17 protein-coding genes and 1 pseudogene are annotated in these 16,619 nt (G+C 43.6%); 2 read left to right on the plus strand and 16 right to left on the minus strand.

The annotated features are described in order from the left end of the window. Positions 1–8: 8 nt before the first annotated feature. The 7 genes from HMPREF9389_RS02140 to HMPREF9389_RS02110 all read right to left on the minus strand — a co-directional run bounded on the left by HMPREF9389_RS02140 (position 9) and on the right by HMPREF9389_RS02110 (position 7,927). Positions 9–1,085: a carbamoyl phosphate synthase small subunit gene (locus HMPREF9389_RS02140; protein WP_002930730.1), complete on the minus strand. Its 1,077-nt coding sequence runs from the start codon at positions 1,083–1,085 to the stop codon at positions 9–11. Positions 1,086–1,199: 114 nt separating this feature from the next. Then, positions 1,200–2,117 (minus strand): aspartate carbamoyltransferase catalytic subunit, encoded by a 918-nt coding sequence (locus tag HMPREF9389_RS02135; protein ID WP_002917113.1) that lies wholly within the window; start codon positions 2,115–2,117, stop codon positions 1,200–1,202. 107 nt (positions 2,118–2,224) lie between these two features. After that, positions 2,225–3,508 carry a uracil-xanthine permease family protein gene (locus HMPREF9389_RS02130; protein ID WP_002930732.1) on the minus strand — a complete coding sequence of 428 codons (1,284 nt, stop codon included), beginning with the start codon at positions 3,506–3,508 and terminating at the stop codon, positions 2,225–2,227. Between the two features lie 8 nt (positions 3,509–3,516). Beyond that, positions 3,517–4,035, minus strand: a complete 519-nt coding sequence (pyrR, locus tag HMPREF9389_RS02125) for a bifunctional pyr operon transcriptional regulator/uracil phosphoribosyltransferase PyrR (protein WP_002930733.1) — start codon at positions 4,033–4,035, stop codon at positions 3,517–3,519. Positions 4,036–4,266: 231 nt separating this feature from the next. After that, positions 4,267–6,813, minus strand: coding sequence for a pneumococcal-type histidine triad protein (locus HMPREF9389_RS02120; RefSeq protein WP_032906590.1), 2,547 nt, complete (start codon positions 6,811–6,813; stop codon positions 4,267–4,269). A gap of 135 nt (positions 6,814–6,948) precedes the next feature. Then, the gene (locus tag HMPREF9389_RS02115; protein WP_002930735.1) at positions 6,949–7,581 is read right to left on the minus strand and encodes a Pr6Pr family membrane protein; all 633 of its coding nucleotides are present in this window, start codon (positions 7,579–7,581) and stop codon (positions 6,949–6,951) included. Between the two features lie 7 nt (positions 7,582–7,588). Then, positions 7,589–7,927, minus strand: a complete 339-nt coding sequence (locus HMPREF9389_RS02110) for a zinc ribbon domain-containing protein YjdM (RefSeq protein WP_002897401.1) — start codon at positions 7,925–7,927, stop codon at positions 7,589–7,591. Between the two features lie 274 nt (positions 7,928–8,201). Here HMPREF9389_RS02110 and HMPREF9389_RS02105 point away from each other — a divergent pair, with 274 nt between their 5' ends. Both HMPREF9389_RS02105 and HMPREF9389_RS02100 read left to right on the plus strand, forming a co-directional pair. Continuing rightward, entirely contained in the window at positions 8,202–8,726 is a 525-nt protein-coding gene (locus HMPREF9389_RS02105; RefSeq protein ID WP_002930736.1) for an ECF transporter S component, read from the plus strand. A gap of 20 nt (positions 8,727–8,746) precedes the next feature. Continuing rightward, entirely contained in the window at positions 8,747–9,277 is a 531-nt protein-coding gene (locus HMPREF9389_RS02100; RefSeq protein ID WP_002930744.1) for a transcription repressor NadR, read from the plus strand. Between the two features lie 45 nt (positions 9,278–9,322). Here HMPREF9389_RS02100 and HMPREF9389_RS02095 read toward each other — a convergent pair whose 3' ends face one another. The 9 genes and pseudogenes from HMPREF9389_RS02095 to HMPREF9389_RS02055 all read right to left on the minus strand — a co-directional run bounded on the left by HMPREF9389_RS02095 (position 9,323) and on the right by HMPREF9389_RS02055 (position 16,480). Further along, positions 9,323–9,790: an 8-oxo-dGTP diphosphatase gene (locus HMPREF9389_RS02095; RefSeq protein ID WP_002930745.1), complete on the minus strand. Its 468-nt coding sequence runs from the start codon at positions 9,788–9,790 to the stop codon at positions 9,323–9,325. Positions 9,791–9,813: 23 nt separating this feature from the next. Continuing rightward, the gene (locus HMPREF9389_RS02090; RefSeq protein ID WP_002930746.1) at positions 9,814–10,257 is read right to left on the minus strand and encodes a hypothetical protein; all 444 of its coding nucleotides are present in this window, start codon (positions 10,255–10,257) and stop codon (positions 9,814–9,816) included. Further along, entirely contained in the window at positions 10,235–10,696 is a 462-nt protein-coding gene (locus tag HMPREF9389_RS02085) for a hypothetical protein (RefSeq protein WP_002930747.1), read from the minus strand. The genes HMPREF9389_RS02090 and HMPREF9389_RS02085 overlap by 23 nt, the downstream gene beginning before the upstream one ends. A 47-nt stretch (positions 10,697–10,743) precedes the next feature. Next, complete coding sequence (locus tag HMPREF9389_RS02080) at positions 10,744–11,289, minus strand: DUF1697 domain-containing protein (protein ID WP_002930748.1); 546 nt, start codon at positions 11,287–11,289, stop codon at positions 10,744–10,746. 36 nt (positions 11,290–11,325) lie between these two features. After that, entirely contained in the window at positions 11,326–11,823 is a 498-nt protein-coding gene (locus HMPREF9389_RS02075; RefSeq protein WP_032906593.1) for a GNAT family N-acetyltransferase, read from the minus strand. Continuing rightward, positions 11,789–12,353, minus strand: a pseudogene (locus HMPREF9389_RS02070) (GNAT family N-acetyltransferase). The gene HMPREF9389_RS02075 and the pseudogene HMPREF9389_RS02070 overlap by 35 nt, the downstream one beginning before the upstream one ends. 9 nt (positions 12,354–12,362) lie before the next feature. Next, positions 12,363–14,351, minus strand: a complete 1,989-nt coding sequence (gene uvrB / locus HMPREF9389_RS02065; RefSeq protein WP_002930752.1) for an excinuclease ABC subunit UvrB — start codon at positions 14,349–14,351, stop codon at positions 12,363–12,365. Positions 14,352–14,511: 160 nt separating this feature from the next. Then, on the minus strand, positions 14,512–15,459 hold the full coding sequence (locus HMPREF9389_RS02060) for a CPBP family intramembrane glutamic endopeptidase (RefSeq protein WP_002930754.1): 948 nt from the start codon (positions 15,457–15,459) through the stop codon (positions 14,512–14,514). A gap of 76 nt (positions 15,460–15,535) precedes the next feature. Then, complete coding sequence (locus HMPREF9389_RS02055; protein ID WP_002930756.1) at positions 15,536–16,480, minus strand: CPBP family intramembrane glutamic endopeptidase; 945 nt, start codon at positions 16,478–16,480, stop codon at positions 15,536–15,538. Positions 16,481–16,619 lie beyond the last annotated feature (139 nt).

Consider the following 16,619-nt stretch of genomic DNA (forward strand, 5'->3'; position numbering starts at 1 on the left):
CTTGCGTCCTAGTAAGCCTGATGGGCATCCATTATTTCCATAAATTCATCAAAGAGATAGTCTGCATCATGCGGTCCCGGCGCAGCATCTGGGTGGAACTGCACAGAAAAGGCTGGATAATCCCGATGGCGCACACCTTCGACGGACTTATCATTGATTTCTTCATGAGTCACTATCAGGCATTCCGGCAAATCCTCACGGCTGACGGCATAGCCGTGATTTTGACTGGTAAAGTCAACTCGGCCTGTCGCAATCTCCCGCACCGCATGGTTGAAACCACGGTGGCCGAACTTCATCTTATGCGTCTTAGCACCGTTAGCCATGGAGAAGAGCTGATGTCCCATACAGATCCCGAAAATTGGAATCTTGCCCTGAACACCACGAATCATATCCAGAGCCTCCGGTACATCTTCCGGGTTGCCCGGTCCATTTGAGAGCATGACGCCGTCAGGATTGAGCTGGAGAATTTCCTCAGCACTGGTATCATAAGGCACCACCGTCACGCTGCAGTTGCGTTTGGCTAACTCCCGCAGGATAGAGTGCTTGAGACCAAAGTCCACCAATACCACACTGCGACCCGTTCCCGGAGCTGGATAGGACTGCTTAGTAGACACCTGCTTGATGTTATCCGTCGGCAGAACTGTAGCCTGCAGCTGGTCTTGCAAATGCTCAATACTATCATCCGCATTGGCAATGGTTGCCCGCATAGTTCCATGCTGGCGGATAATCTTGGTTAGTGCCCTTGTATCAATTCCCGAAATGCCTGGTATCTTCTTGATTTTGAGGAACTCATCCAAAGACAATTGCTGGCGCCAGTTGCTGGCACGACGTGCATACTCATAGACTACCACTCCCTTACAGGTCGGCAGAATAGATTCATAGTCGTCTCGATTGACACCATAATTTCCAACCAAGGGATAGGTAAAGGTCAAAATCTGGCCATTGTAAGACTGGTCCGTAATTGATTCCTGATAACCTGTCATGCCTGTGTTAAAGACGATTTCCCCTGTCACAAAAAGATCCGCTCCAAAAGCTTCCCCTTCAAAAATCATGCCATTTTCTAATATTAAAAGTCTCTTTGCCATTGTTCCCTCCTGTCCAAGATGCAGACTGCCTATCGGCCTTCCACATCAAAATATAATAATAGGGAGTGGGATTGCTTCACATAGCTTCACCCACTCCCGGCCTACTGTCCGAGATTATTGACGACCTTTCAGAACTGCTTCGATAATAGCCATTCTGACAAAGACGCCGTTGGTCATTTGTTCAACGATGCGCGATTTTGGTGCTTCGACCAAGTGATCCGCAATTTCTACATCGCGGTTAACTGGAGCCGGATGCATCAGAATTGCTGTATCTTTCATTCGGTCATACCGCTCTTGAGTCAGCCCATGCAGTCTGTGGTAATTTTCTTTAGAAAAGATGGACTCGTAGTCATGGCGCTCATGCTGCACGCGCAGGAACATCATGACATCCACTTGATCAATCACCTCATCAATGGTGACAAACTTACCATAGTCCGCAAACTCTTGGCTCCGCCATTCTTCCGGACCTGCAAAGTAGAGCTCCGCCCCCAAGCGCTTGAGAATCTGCATATTTGACTTAGCCACGCGCGAATGATCCAAGTCACCAGCAATCGCAACCTTGAGTCCTTCAAAGCGACCAAACTCTTGATAAATGGTCATCAGGTCCAGCAAGCTCTGGCTAGGATGCTGACCAGAACCGTCTCCTCCGTTTACGATAGAAGTCGTAATGGTCGGGCTTTCCACTAGCTCTTTGTAATAGTCCACTTCAGGATGGCGAATGACACAAACATCGACGCCAAGGGCAGACATAGTCAGGATAGTGTCATACAAGGTTTCTCCTTTGTTGACCGAGCTGGTCTTGACATCAAAGTCCAGAAGATCGCAGCCTAACTTCAACTCTGCTACCTCAAAGGCCTTGTGGGTCCGTGTAGAAGGTTCAAAGAAGAGGTTAGATACGATATGCTGTTCATCATAATGGACTTTAGCGCCATTTTTAAATTCGATTCCGCGTTTAATCAAGGCCATAACTTCTTCATTTGACAGAGTTTCCATAGAAACAAGGTTCTTAAGAGCGATTTGATTGGATGACATGATGTAATTCTCCTTCATGAAAGAATGAGGGCTTCCAGAGTGCTGCAAGTAAAGTCGCTCTGAGAGCAAGCTATTTTTGAACGAAAGTTAATGATTTATCACCTAGCTCAATCCTTGGGCTCAGGCAGGACAAGATAGAGGACAATTCCCAGAATAGTTGACAAGGCAACTCCTGAGATTTGCAGACTCGACAGCTGCAAGGTCAGACCACCGATACCGGATACCAAGATGACACTAGTAATCAAGAGGTTCTTTTTATTGTCAAAGTTGGTCTGTGCTTCAATCAGAATCTTGAGACCGCTCGAAGCAATTACCCCAAAGAGGGCGATGGAAATACCACCCAACACAGGACTCGGAATGGATTGGAGCAGGGCAGAGACCTTGCCCACAAAGCTCATGACAATAGCCAGTACTGCTGCACCTGCAATGACATAGACGCTGTAGATTTTATTGAGCGCCATGACTCCGATATTCTCTCCGTAGCTAGTCACTGGCGGTGCTCCAAAAAGTCCTGCAATAATCTGAGCCAGACCATCTCCAGTCAAGGTCTTGTCCAGTCCTGGATCCTTGAAGAAGTCCTTTCCTGTCAAACTATTCAGCACCATGACATGCCCGAAATGTTCTGTCATGGTTACAAAGGCGATAGGCGCCATGGTTAAAATCGCACTCGGATAAAATTTCATATCGTAGTCCAAGAAAGGCAGACTCATAGGTGGAAGGTGGAACCAAGAAGCTTGCCCAACCTTAGCAAAAGAAACGATTTCCTGACCAGTCACAGCCCCTAGAATCAAGCTAAAGATGTAGCCGACTATCAAGCCCAGCAAGACTGGGATAATTCCCACAATCTTCTTACCATAGATATTAAAGAGGATGACTGCCAAGAGAGTAACCATACCGATAATGAAGTAGGTCAAATCATAAACCTTTTCGCCATTAGCTACAGTCTTGTTCATCACATCGCTAACAGCTGTCCCAGCCAAGCTCAGACCGATGACCATGATGATGGGGCCAACTACTACCGGCGGCAACACCTTATCAATCCAAGCATTGCCAGCAAACTTAACAATCAGTGCTACAATAAAGTAGACCAAACCACCAGTGATGGCTCCCTGTGCAACCGCTCCGATACCATCTGTCTTCATCAGCATCTGCATGGCTGCAATATAAGCAAAGCTGGATCCCATGTAGGCTGGAATCTTGTATTTGGTAACAGTCAGATGGGCAAGTGTTCCCAGACCGCTGGAAAAAAGAGCTACCGCTGGGTCAATTCCAACCAGAATTGGCACCAAGACTGTCGCCCCAAACATGGCGAACAAGTGCTGAAAGGATAGCCCTAAAAGCAAACCTGGCTTTGGCATATCATGCACATCATACTTAACATCTTGACTCATTTAGCTTATTACTCCCCCATAATCAACACGCGATCTTGACCGTCTGTCTCAGTCACCTCAACAACAATCTCCTCAGTTTGGCTAGTCGGAATATTCTTGCCGACATAATCTGCTCGGATAGGCAGCTCGCGGTGACCACGGTCAACCAAGACAGCTAGGCCAACCCGAGACGGCCGCCCATGACTGACCAGATTGTCGATAGCTGCTCGGATTGTCCGGCCTGTGTAGAGGACATCGTCAATCAGGATTACTTGACGGTCGGTAATATCCACTGGAATCACTGTCGTATCTTCCTCAACCTTGATATCATCTCGGAAAGGCTTGGTATCAACTTCTGCGACTGGAATATCGATATTCTCCAACTGAGCCAACCGATTCTGAATCCGGTAAGCCAAGTGAACCCCACGGGTCTTAATCCCAGCCAAGACCACTTGGTTTAAGTCCTTGTTGCGCTCGATGATTTCATAGGTAATCCGCGTAATCGCGCGGTTCATGGTGATGTCATCGACAACTTCTTTTGTTTTCATTCTTTCCTCCTCAAACAAGAAAAAGTCTCCTTATTACAAGGAGACTTCAGAAAAATCCAGTCAGGCAAGCTAAAACAAGACGCACTTGCTTACACTTCACCCATCTTTTTACTTGCTCCTTGTCTATCTCTCTGGATAGAATTAAAGGATTATTTAATTTTTATACTATATCACAAATTCAAAACTATTTCAAGAAAAAAATTGTATTTTTTCTGCTTGACTGGATAAGGATTAGTGACTAGCCTCTTTCTCCGCCTTTTCCTTATCTTTTGGATCCTTTTGATTTTCTTTGTTTTCTGCTTGAGCTAGCTCATCTTTTAATTCAGGATTTTCAGCAGTTGGCGCTTCTTCTAATGATGGCTTAGAAGAGTTTTCTGAATCCACCGTTCGCTCATTTAAGTCCGCTTCAGGAGTTCCAGCTGGACGCTCCTTATCGTTTGAAGCTCCTTGGTTGCTGGCTTCAGCTGAGGCTGGCTTATCGGATGCTGGCTTCTCTTGGACATCTGCCTTATTAGGCTCACTTTGCTTAGGCTCTTCCTTCTTTTCGTCCTTTGCATCGGCCGGCTTATTATTGTCAATGCTGCCACCCTGAACATCTGGGAAATGCTGCGCCAAGGCTTTCGGAATTTTATTTTCGTTCAATTCAAGCTCTTCTTTGGGAATGTGATTGTCGCTGACATTGATATAAGTCACCGTCTTATTTGGTTCCTGCAGCGCCAAGGTTATGATTTTATTCTTGTTGACAGCCAGATTGTCTAAAGCCCTAAACTGATTAATTCCTTCCAAGTTTTTCAGCTCATTCTCAGCCAAGTTTAAATTCTTCAAGGAAGACTGAGCGGCTGGAATGTCCAAAGATGTAATCTTGTTTTGACTTGCGGACAAAGTTACTAAATTCTTAGCAGCTTCAACTCCTGCCAGCGAAGTCAGACGATTGCCATTTAGGCTTAGATTTGTCAGATTTGGATTAGACTTCAGGAAATTCAAGTTCTCAACATTGGAATTGTCAGCTGTTAATTCTTCCAGATGGGAAGCTTTGAGGGTATTGAGATTTAAGTTTGGGTTGTTGGATAAGAAAAGCCTTGTTAAATTTTCTTTTTGGCTCAGAGCAGAAACATCTTGCAGTTGATTGTGCTCTAAACTTACAGCTTTTAATTTTGAAAGCTTGGTCAAAGCAGAAATATCTGAGATATTGTTGTAGTCAAGGTTCAATGACTCCAGATTTTTCAGCTTAGCTAAAGGTGTAATATCAGTAAGGTCATTTCCCGCTGCTGCCACTGTTTTAAGGTTCGGATAATCCTTCAAAAAAGATAAATCAGTGATGCCATTCTGGGAAATGTCCAAGCCTTCCAAGGTCGGAATTTCTTTTAAGAAATCATAGTTGGTAACGCCTGTCTTTGTCATCCACAGCTGTTTTAAATGTTTAAATTGCAGCACTGGTCTGATGTCCTTTATCGGAGTAAAGCCAATCCCCAGAACTTCAATATTTGGCATCAGTTCCAAGCCTTTTCTTTCCAGCGGATCTTTGCGCTGGCCGATATTTAGATACTTCACAGTTGCCAGCCAGGCTTTCATCTTTTCCGTATCCGTCTCATCTGATGGGAATGGGGTATCTGCCGTAGCATGTAAAATATCTTCAATGATTTCATCATCAAATCCTAGAGCTTTCAAAGTTGCCATACCAACTGCGTCATGAGCATGCGGATTTCCATGAGGGTCAAAAGGCTTGGCCGTATCAATCTCACTGATCAAAGTCGAATGGCTATGATCACCATGCGGATAGATAAATACCTTTCCTTTATCTGTATCGCTCACTTGAATCAGACTTTCATCGATTCCTAATTGCTGAGCCAAATAGGCCTTTTTCTTGGCAATTTCTTCTTCCTCGTCTGATGGATTTGGCGCAGGCTCAGGTGTAGGAGCTGGTGCTGGTGCTGGCGACGGTTCTGGTGAAGGCTGTTCTTGCCCTTGCCGGCCATAGTAGGCATCCTCAGCAGCTTTCTTATGTTCCGCTGGAATCAATGACTCCCAAGGTGAAGCAATCAGCTGCTCATAGGGGATGAAATGAGTATGACCATTATGATCTGCCAGCAAGCCAGTAGCAAGTTTGCCTGTTACCCCTGTGCCTCTAAATAAGAATCCATCACTTGTAGGATAATCAATCCCAGCAAATTGGCGTTTAGTTGTCCCTTGCTGCTGTGGAACAGACGGTCTAAGCCTTGGCTGATAAACAGGTCCAGTAGGATTGCTTGCGGGAGCTGGACCATAGCTTGGTGCTTGAGCAAGATTACCCACAGACTGTTTTAAAATGTAATGGAAATGATCCCCGTGACGCACAACATAGCCGTATTGGTCTTCTGACACAATGTCTCTAGGATTGAAAACATAGCCATCATCAGCAGTGCTCATGTGATTTGCTAGCTGATCCGTTCCGCCTGGCACTTGCCCATCTTTTGGTATCAGATAAGCCCATTTACTATTTTTTAAGTCAGAATAAAAGATAAAATGCGTATGACCATCATGCTCTAAAATCAGACCTTCACTGGTTCTAGCTTTAATTTGTGACTCACTTTTGAAGAGAAAACCATCATCTGTCGGCTTATCAACACCGGGAACTTGAGCTTTTTTGGCTGCCTTGCTTTTTTTCTTCACTTCTTGCTTAGTCTTAACCTTATCCTTACTGCTTTCCTGTTGAGACGGCTGAGACTGACAAGCCGCCAAGCAAAGGTTACAAGCTAAGATGATTCCTACTAAACCTAACAGTTTTTGATTGTGTTTCATTCCTTCCTCCTTTTTGTTTAACCGGTTAATCATTAACTAGTTAACTATATCACACAAATCTGATATTGGCAAGAAAAAATCGAAGTAAAATAAAAAAACAGAGCAAATCTGTTTTTCATCTATAGTAACATGTCTCTAAGAAGTCTTCTTCTTTGAGAAAGAGATGGACTTTATACCGTAAAAGACAAAACCAAAGATCAGGTAGGCTGCAAAAATAATCAGACACATCTGGATGACATAGTGCCAGCCTTTCTTAAAGACATTGAGGAAAAAGTAAGGAAATGGATTATCCTTGGATCTTGGAATATTTATTTTCAAGAAAAAGCCATTAAAGAGAGCAAAGGCCATGTAGACCAAAGGCACACTCGTCCAAGAAATCGGATCAAACCAGCGGTACTGGCGTGATTTGTCAAAGATTACTGTATCCAGAAGAAACGCCAAGGGTACTATATAATGACACAGAAAATTCTCTAGACGGTAAAAATCAGTCGCAATTGGAGCCAACAAGAGGTGATAAACGACACAAGTAATCATGATGGACATGGTTACCCCACCCTTGATTCTCAAGATTTTCGGCGCCTTCCAAGCATCGCCAGTTCTCATCATCAGATAGACCAGATAGCCAGTAAAGAGCAGGACCAAGAGATTGGACAAAACCGTATAGTACATGAGCATGCCCACGCCATACTTAGTGATCTCCAGATACACACCCAAAAAGGCCAGGATAAAAAGAATAATTCGATAAATTAAGATAAAACGACGATTCATAGAGACCTCAAATTTTCTTAACAAACTCTGACTTGAGCTTCATCGCACCGAAGCCGTCAATCTTACAGTCGATATTATGGTCGCCTTCCACGATGCGGATATTTTTCACGCGCGTTCCCTGCTTGAGATCCTTGGGTGCTCCTTTGACCTTCAGGTCCTTAATCAAGGTAACTGTGTCACCATCAGCCAGCTTATTGCCATTAGCATCAATTGCAACTGGTCCTTCTTCTGCTTCTTGGACCTCAGCTGGATTCCACTCATAGGCACACTCTGGACAGACCAAGAGCGTTCCATCTTCGTAGACATACTCAGAATTACATTTGGGGCAGTTTGGTAAGTTATTCATTTTTTCTCCATTTCTAGTCGAGGCTGCTAAATTTCCATACCAGCCTTCTATATATGATTAAGCTCTTCTTTCATTTTTCAAGTCCAGCAGAATACTAATCAATGTGAAGGTCAACTAAATCCTAAAAATCTAGTTTGCTCCTATTTCCACACCTTTCTAGTATAAGCTATTTTAAGCATTTTGACAAATCTCTTTTAGGATTTCCTACAGGTCTTGACCTTTCTGCAAAAACAGTGTACTATACTAGTGTATATACAGATAAAAAGGAGTCGCTATGAAACCAAAATCTAAAAATCAGTTTATGACACTGACCGCTTTTTTGACTGCACTAGCTATTGTTATCCCACTGGTTATGCCGATTAAAATTGTCATTCCGCCCGCTTCCTTCACCTTAGCCAGTCATGTCGCTATCTTTCTGGCTATGTTTATCTCCCCTCTCATGACGGTGATTGTCGTGATTGGTTCTGCTATTGGATTTGGAATGTCTGGGCTTCCTTTTATCATCACGCTTAGGGCCCTGTCCCACTTGCTCTTCGCTAGCATAGGCGCTCTTTATCTTCAAAAGCACCCGGACACACTGGACAGCCAGAAGAAGACTTGGATATTTAATTTCCTACTAGCCTTGATTCATGCCTTTGGCGAAGTGGTCGTCTGCATCCTCTTTTACACAACGTCTGCCTATCCAGCTAATGCTTTCCATATCTTATTTGGTTTGGTTGGACTTGGTACGGTCATCCATAGCATAGTCGACTTTGTCATTGCTAAGTTCATCTATCAAGCGCTGAAAAAGATTCGCTAGAGCTTGAAGATTCCTGACTTTTGGTTTACAATGAAGCTATGACCAAGCAAAGACGAGAAGAACTATTAAACCTTTTGAAAACATCATCTGCTGCCCTCAATGGCCAGTCACTTGCTGAACATTTCCATGTGACTAGGCAGATTATCGTGCAAGATATTGCCCTCTTGCGGGCTGATGGTGCCCCCATCCTCTCAACCAACCGTGGCTATCTTTATAAAGACCGCCAAGAAAATGCTGCTGTTCATCAGCTCTTCAAGGTTCAGCATAGGGCTGAGGATATGGAAGCTGAGCTGCTGGCTATCGTGGATAATGGTGGCCGAGTACAGACTATTTTGATTGAGCATCCGGTTTACGGTGAAATACAGACTTACCTGAAGCTGACCTGCCGCCGAGATGTCCAACATTTTCTCCAACAGGTCGCATCCTGTGCCTTTCGCCCCTTATCTGAGCTAACAGATGGAGTCCACTATCACCTAATACAAGCCGACTCTCAGCAGGATTTGGACTATGTAGAAGCCGCCTTGAGAGACCTAGGATTTTTACAGGAATAAATAACAAGAAAAAAGACTGATTAGGCCCCAACCTAGTCAGTCTTTTTAGTACATACTCTTGCGCCAGCCACCTTCTATGCGCTCGTGATAGTAATATTCGGATAATTCCTCATCTTCCATCATACGCAGAAGTTCAAGCATATCGTAGGCCAAGTCCAGCTGCGGCAGGCTATCCTTGTCTACCCAAGAAATCTCTCCCTCTTCTGTCGAGTGAATCTGACCAGAAAATTCAGTCGCTTTGTAACAAAAGACGATATAGCGAATCCCATCATCCGTATGCCAGTTCTTAACTCCGACCAGTTTTGGATGAGTAATAGTCAAACCCGTTTCCTCTAAAATTTCACGGACAACTGAATCATGGAGAGACTCACCCTTCTCAATATGCCCACCTGGGAAAGCATATCCAGACCAACGATAGCGCTCAGGAGAGCGATACTGCATTAGGACTTTACCACGCGGCGCATCTTCAACAAGGCAGATGTTTGTTAGGATTGTTTCTTGGGAACGTGACATGGATTCACTCGCTTTCTAAGTTATTAAAACATATCTTCGTTATATTTCACTTCTGACTTCATGACAAAAGGATTAATCAATTCATGATGCTCATAGGTACTATGGACCACAAAACCTCTGACAATGATGATTTCTTTATCTTGTATATGATAGTCTATATTGATAGGCATGGCTGGATTCGGAATGATTGACAAAGCAAAGAATGCCGAAAACCAAAGATAAAGTGCCACTAGTGCACTGAATAATTCAAAAATGAGGTGATACCAATGAAAATCTCTTATCCTAAAAAAGACTATCCAAGAATGGATAAAGAAGGTCAAACAAAGAATAAAAAACCAGGCATTCCACAAAACCGGAGTAAAGGATAGACCAAAAGCTAACAAAATCAAATGAAGAATGACAAAGGTTAGCAAGGCCAGATAGAGTGTTTTAAATGAAAATAATTTAGACAGATTTTCTTTTGTCATGATTTTTCCTCTTTTTTTCATTATATTTCAAAATCAACATCGTTAATGCTGGTATAAAGAAAAAGATTAGATAGGTAGCAATCGGAAACCAGACATAGCGAGGATTCAGGTTCCACAATGGTGGCAGAAACCCCTCTCCGTCTTCTAATTCTATTCCTACAAAATAATGCAAAAGAAAACCTAGACCATTAAGATAAAGAAAAAATTCTGAAAAACCTTTTAGTGTGTTGAGCCCTTCTTCTCTTAGACTTCCAAACCAGGAATAATATGGAAGAACAATCAAGAGTGTCAAATTTAAATATAAAGGGCTAATATATTTAAACTCATGAAGCGGAGCAGGAATACTCTCATTACCAAATGTTAAATACCCCACGCCAATCCCAACCATTATAAAGAATATATATCCTAAAAGAGCTTCTACTAGCCAATGCTTTTCCAACCAAATGATAAACTTATTCCCCTGAACTTTTACTTTTCTTTTTGGTCTTACTTCTCATTCACCAACTCCACAATCTTCTGGAAAGTCTTGTCGTTTCGGATAGTTAGTTGCTTGTAAAAACTAGATTTGAGCAGTTTCTTATGGTAGTTGGACTTGAGATAATCTGCTTGGTCAGCGTTGCTATAAAAGAAAGCCGTCTGCCCAAAGTGCAGCTGCTCCTTGTCATTTGCCCAGCTGCCTGCCAGCTCTTGAACGCTCTCCCTATCTGTCTCCGGCAGATAAAAGAGAACATCTCGCCGAAAAGCTGTTTCATCCTTCCACCAAGCAGGAAGATTGGCTGTTTCTTTTTGAATCATGGCAGAGCTGACAAGGACAAAAGGCAGAGGAAAATCATAAGACCGACTGAAATAAGCCGACAATATCTCCCGAATCCTCTCCTCCTGCTCCTCGCTATCAAAGAAAAGATTGCCGCTATTGATGTAGGAAACTGGATTTTCAAAACCCAACCCAGCCAAATCTTTCTTCAAATCAGCCATAACGACCTTGTTTTTTCCGCCGACATTGATGCCACGGAGTAAAAGTGCATAACGCATATAATGCTCCTTACAAATATATCTATTATTTCCAAACTAACTGTTAGAGTTTTTCGAGTAGATCATCCGTTTTTCTTTCACAGCCTTTCCTAGGTCAATGACCTTTTCCTCACCATCAAAAACAAAACCCATTTTTTCATAAAAGGCGATGGCACGTTTGTTATCTTCTAAAACCCATAATATAATCTCTTGATAACCATCCAAGGCAGCAAAAGCAGCCTGCATGAGCTGCTGTCCTACACCCTTGCCATAATAATCTTTTAAGACATACAAGGCGAAAATTTCACCCGCTATCGTAGCTGAATCTCGAAAATCACCATAGCTAACAAAGCCAACTACTTTCGTATCATCCAAGGCAATCAAGGTATTCTCAGGATACTTTTGACTATAAAAACGGCACTTATCCAAAGTCATCTGCTCTTGAAATTCCGTTGGCAAGATGCTATCATAAGCTTCTCGCCATGTCTGCCAATGAACTCGGGATTTCCCTTCTATCTCCTCAGCTGTTTTCATTGCTTTGATAGTGATGACCATTTGTTTTTCTCCCATTCTTCTCTCAAAATTCCGTATTTAATACTATCAAAATAAACACCTTGATAGTAACGAACTTTTGGAATATGAGCTTCTTTTTTCATCCTTAATTTTTTAGCCAATTTCATCATACCAAAATTTCCCGACCAAGTCGTTAAACCCAAATGCTCTAGTTCTAAATAATCCTGAAAGCTCCTATCTATCCACTGCAACATAGCATTTGTTCCTATGCCAGCATTCCAGAATTCACTCTCATAGATATCAATTCCTAATTCCATCCATCTTGTTTGCTGGCATTCCCAATAACGTGAAACAGTTCCAACTAGTTTATAATCTACAAAAATTCCTAAACGATTCGAGTTATTTAGAAAATATTCTGATTTTTGTAGTTTAAACTCTTCAAAACTTGGAAAACACTGATAATCATCAAAGTAAGGAGCATCATACTGTTTCCAAATTGGATTGGGATGCGAATAAGCAATCTCCCACAAAGGCATTAGATCTTCTTCCACTAGTTTTCTTAAACATATCATATTTATCCCTCAATCCATCGCCTTTATTTCCAGAATCATATCGCGAATCTGTGCGGCCAGCTCGAAGTCGAGAAGGCCGGCAGCTTCTTGCATCTGACCTTCTAGCTTCTTGATCATGTCCTTGCGCTCTTGCTTGCTGAGGCTTTCGATTTCGACTGTTTCTTCCTTGTCTGGCAGGGCAGCCTTGGTCACGCTGATTAGGTCACGGATTTCTTTCTTGATGGTCTGAGGTACAATGCCATGCTCTTCATTATAAGCCATCTGGATTGCCCGACGGCGGGCAGTTTCATCAATAGCGCGCTGCATGGACTGGGTCATGGTATCTGCATACATAATCACATGACCTTCACTGTTGCGGGCTGCCCGGCCGATGGTCTGGATCAGGCCACGCTCGTTGCGGAGGAAACCTTCCTTGTCTGCATCAAGAATTGCAACCAGACTAACCTCAGGCACGTCAATTCCCTCGCGCAGCAGGTTAATCCCAACCAGAACATCAAAGACACCCAAGCGCAGGTCTCGGATAATCTCAGTCCGCTCCAAGGTCTTGATGTCTGAGTGCATGTACTTGACCTTGACACCCATTTCCTTGAAGTAGTCGGTCAAGTCTTCAGCCATCTTCTTGGTCAGGGTTGTGATAAAGGTACGTTCGTTCTTTTCAACACGGACATTGATTTCACCCAAGAGGTCATCAATTTGCCCCATGGTTGGGCGGACTTCCACCTCTGGATCCAGAAGCCCTGTCGGCCGGATAATTTGCTCGATAACAGTATCCGTCTGTTCATTTTCATAGTCGCCCGGCGTAGCCGATACATAGACAATCTGGTGAACATGGCTCTCGAACTCCTCCCGGCGCAGCGGACGATTGTCCAAGGCAGACGGCAGACGGAAACCATAATTAACCAGCATCTCCTTACGAGAGCGGTCACCATTGTACATGCCCCGAATCTGTCCCATGGTCATGTGACTCTCATCAATCATAATCAAGAAATCATCAGGGAAAAAGTCCAGAAGGGTATAAGGCGGCTCTCCTTCGCTTCGACCATCCATATGGCGAGAATAGTTCTCAACGCCGTTGGTATAACCCATTTCACGCAGCATTTCGATATCGTACTCCGTGCGTTGCTTCAAGCGCTGGGCTTCCAGAAGCTTGCCTTCCTTCTCAAAGATAGCCAGCTGCTCCTCCAGCTCGGCCTGAATCTTGGCAATGGCTACTTCCATGTGGTCTTCATTGGTTACGAAGTGAGTGGCTGGGAAGATGGCCAAATGGTCCACCTCGCCCAAGACTCGACCGGTCAAGGCTTCAACCTCACGAATCCGGTCAATTTCATCTCCGAAAAACTCTACCCGAAAGGCATGCTCATCCCGGGAAGCTGGGAAAATCTCCACCACATCGCCACGAACCCGGAATTTCCCCCGCTGAAAGTCAATGTCATTACGCTCAAACTGAATATCAACCAAATCATTAAGCAGCTTGTCACGGGAAATCTCTAAGCCAGGACGCAGGCTAACCACACTATCAGAGTATTCCTTAGGCGAACCCAGACCATAAATACAAGAGACCGAAGCCACGACAATCACGTCATTGCGCTCCAAGAGGGCTGATGTCGCTGAGTGACGTAGCTTATCAATCTCGTCATTGACCGAGCTATCCTTTTCAATATAAGTATCGCTGGAAGGCACATAAGCTTCAGGCTGGTAGTAATCATAGTAGGAAACGAAGTATTCCACAGCGTTATTGGGGAAGAATTCCTTGAACTCACCATAAAGCTGGCCGGCCAGCGTTTTATTATGGGCGATAACCAGAGTCGGCTTATTGACCTGAGCAATAACCTGACTCATGGTATAGGTCTTACCAGTACCAGTCGCCCCCATGAGAATCTGGGCCTTCTCGCCCCCCTCGATATTGTCCACCAGCTGCTCGATAGCCTGAGGCTGGTCACCTGAAGGCTCATATTTAGAAACCAATTCAAATTTATTATCTGTAATTCTGTTAATCATCTTTTATTCCTTAAATTGTGCTTCTATTATTTTACCATATTTGCCCTATTTTCTCTGGATTTGGGTGTAGCTAGAATGGCCACGCTGCTACCATCGTCTGTCTCTTGTCACACCTCTCGTTAAAAGACATAAAAACGCCCAGCTCAACTGGGCGAAATGGTTATTTCTTAAACATCAGCACCTGAGGCAGGCGATTTTCTTTCTTTAGTGACCAGTAAAGATAGGCAATGCAGCCAATCAGGACGATACTGGCAAAAATAGATCCTTCAGCACCAAAAGCCCCACCGGATAGCAAATCCACAGAAGATTGTGAGCTATAGTTCAAGATTGAGGTAGATGCTCCTTGGCCACTGACCTGAATACCATAGATATTTCCTTGCACAAAATTCCAAGCGCCGTGCATACCAGCCAGTACCCACATATTATCATACTTGAGCATAAGGAAACAAGCAAAGATACCGTCTAATATGATATTGACAATGGAAAGAATGCTCACACCAGGATTAAAGAGGTGCAGAGCCCCGAATAGGGCGCTAGAAATCAAGATACCAATGAAGATATTTGACTTAGCGCTAACCGCTGGAAAGAGCCAAGCACGCGTCACTAGCTCTTCTGTCCCACCTTGCAGAATCCAGAAAGGAATGATAGCTACAACAAAAATCAAAGACTGCAAGCTAACCTGACCTAATTTCAGACTGCCTGTCCCCGTAACCAAGAGCAAGACCACAACCATTGAAAACTGAACTGCTCCAATAAGGAAGCCTTTGAGGAGATTTTTGAACCAGTCTTGTTTATAAAATCCCAGACTAGAAAAAGGACGCTTCTCACGATATCGAACCCAGAGAAAGACAACAAGAGCGATAAAAAAGAAAGTAAATAGTTCAAAAAATAGACTATAGTGACGGAAAAATTCCATAAGTGCTGCTTGTCCGCCAGTGGGATTTGTCGCACGGAACAAAATACCAATAACAAGCCCAATCGGAAACATTCCGAACATTCCAGAAAAACGACCTACATAAACAAAACCAATAGCAATCAAGATAGCCAACCAAACTGGCGGGATATAGCGTGATTGCTTGATAGCATCCAACATACGAGATTTAAACATATCATTATTCCTTTCCTTGTTTGAATTTATTATAGCATATTATTTTAGGATAAGCAAAGGAGAGACATTAGTAAAGTTATCGTGACTTTCCCACTATCTCTGTCAACCTACCCTCTTTTTTCATCCTGAGAACTAAGTAAATGACAGCCAGCAAGAGAATGAGCGAACTGAAAATAGAGGCTTCAGCGCCGAAAGCTCCACCAGTCAGCCAGCTCAAGTCCGTCTTAGGAATAAAGTTCAGGACCGCAGCGTCAACGCCAGTACCACTAACGCTGAAACCGTAGATATTTCCTTGGGTAAAGTTCCAAGCAGCATGAAGTCCTATAATCCCCCAGATATTGTACGTCCGGAGCAGATAGAGACTTGCAAAGAGGCCAAATAAGGCAATGTTAAGAATGGGAAGAATGGGAAGAATACCAATATCTGGATTGCCTAGGTGCAAGAGGGCAAAGAGCAGGCTTGAAGTCAGCAAACCGATGGGCAGGTTGGTATTTTTGACAACAACTGGCAGCAGCCAAGCTCGTGTCACTAGCTCTTCTGCTCCCCCTTGAATCATCCAGAGCGGAAGCAAAATCAAGATATAGAGAAAAGGTTCCAGCGTCAGCTGTCCCCATTCGAAAGAGCCAGCTCCGCTCAACATCATAAGCAAAGCGACTAGACTAAAGAGGAGAACACCTACTGCCAATCCTTTGACCAGCTCCACCAAGCTTCCTTTTTTGACAAAACCTAGAGTCGCGAGCGATCGTCCTTCAGCCCAGCGCACCCAGAGGAAGAGAGCCAGTATCATAAATACAAAGCCAAATAAGAGAAAAGGCAGGGCAAAATTGAAGAAGATTTCAAAGAATCCGCCTTGCCCCAAGAAACCTAGCATAAGACTTAGGAAAGCAGAAATTGGCTCCAAAGCAAGATAGGCCAACTGCTGTCCTCCTTGCACAAAAATAACAGCCAGTAAAAGAGACAAAATATAAGAAGGGAGAAATCTAGCTTGATTGACTCCATCCAAGATATGTGATTTTTTCATAAGAACCTCATTCTATCCTTGCTTTCATTCATTTCCAGTATAGCAGACTTTGCTCTAAGAACAAAGAAAAGTTGCGGCTCAACTTACAAAAACAGAGAGTTCATATGTCAGAAAACCTAACATAAAAACAGAAGAAATT

It is taken from the genome of Streptococcus sanguinis SK355, assembly GCF_000212855.1.
Classification (GTDB): Bacteria; Bacillota; Bacilli; order Lactobacillales; family Streptococcaceae; genus Streptococcus; species Streptococcus sanguinis_A.

Bases quoted from the DNA above. Each gene is read 5' to 3' on its own strand.
- HMPREF9389_RS02140 (WP_002930730.1), bottom strand. From the start codon at position 1,085: ATGGCAAAGAGACTTTTAATATTAGAAAATGGCATGATTTTTGAAGGG.
- HMPREF9389_RS02135 (WP_002917113.1), bottom strand. From the start codon at position 2,117: ATGTCATCCAATCAAATCGCTCTTAAGAACCTTGTTTCTATGGAAACT.
- HMPREF9389_RS02130 (WP_002930732.1), bottom strand. From the start codon at position 3,508: ATGAGTCAAGATGTTAAGTATGATGTGCATGATATGCCAAAGCCAGGT.
- pyrR (WP_002930733.1), bottom strand. From the start codon at position 4,035: ATGAAAACAAAAGAAGTTGTCGATGACATCACCATGAACCGCGCGATT.
- HMPREF9389_RS02120 (WP_032906590.1), bottom strand. From the start codon at position 6,813: ATGAAACACAATCAAAAACTGTTAGGTTTAGTAGGAATCATCTTAGCT.
- HMPREF9389_RS02115 (WP_002930735.1), bottom strand. From the start codon at position 7,581: ATGAATCGTCGTTTTATCTTAATTTATCGAATTATTCTTTTTATCCTG.
- HMPREF9389_RS02110 (WP_002897401.1), bottom strand. From the start codon at position 7,927: ATGAATAACTTACCAAACTGCCCCAAATGTAATTCTGAGTATGTCTAC.
- HMPREF9389_RS02105 (WP_002930736.1), top strand. From the start codon at position 8,202: ATGAAACCAAAATCTAAAAATCAGTTTATGACACTGACCGCTTTTTTG.
- HMPREF9389_RS02095 (WP_002930745.1), bottom strand. From the start codon at position 9,790: ATGTCACGTTCCCAAGAAACAATCCTAACAAACATCTGCCTTGTTGAA.
- HMPREF9389_RS02090 (WP_002930746.1), bottom strand. From the start codon at position 10,257: ATGACAAAAGAAAATCTGTCTAAATTATTTTCATTTAAAACACTCTAT.
- HMPREF9389_RS02080 (WP_002930748.1), bottom strand. From the start codon at position 11,289: ATGCGTTATGCACTTTTACTCCGTGGCATCAATGTCGGCGGAAAAAAC.
- HMPREF9389_RS02075 (WP_032906593.1), bottom strand. From the start codon at position 11,823: ATGGTCATCACTATCAAAGCAATGAAAACAGCTGAGGAGATAGAAGGG.
- uvrB (WP_002930752.1), bottom strand. From the start codon at position 14,351: ATGATTAACAGAATTACAGATAATAAATTTGAATTGGTTTCTAAATAT.
- HMPREF9389_RS02060 (WP_002930754.1), bottom strand. From the start codon at position 15,459: ATGTTTAAATCTCGTATGTTGGATGCTATCAAGCAATCACGCTATATC.
- HMPREF9389_RS02055 (WP_002930756.1), bottom strand. From the start codon at position 16,480: ATGAAAAAATCACATATCTTGGATGGAGTCAATCAAGCTAGATTTCTC.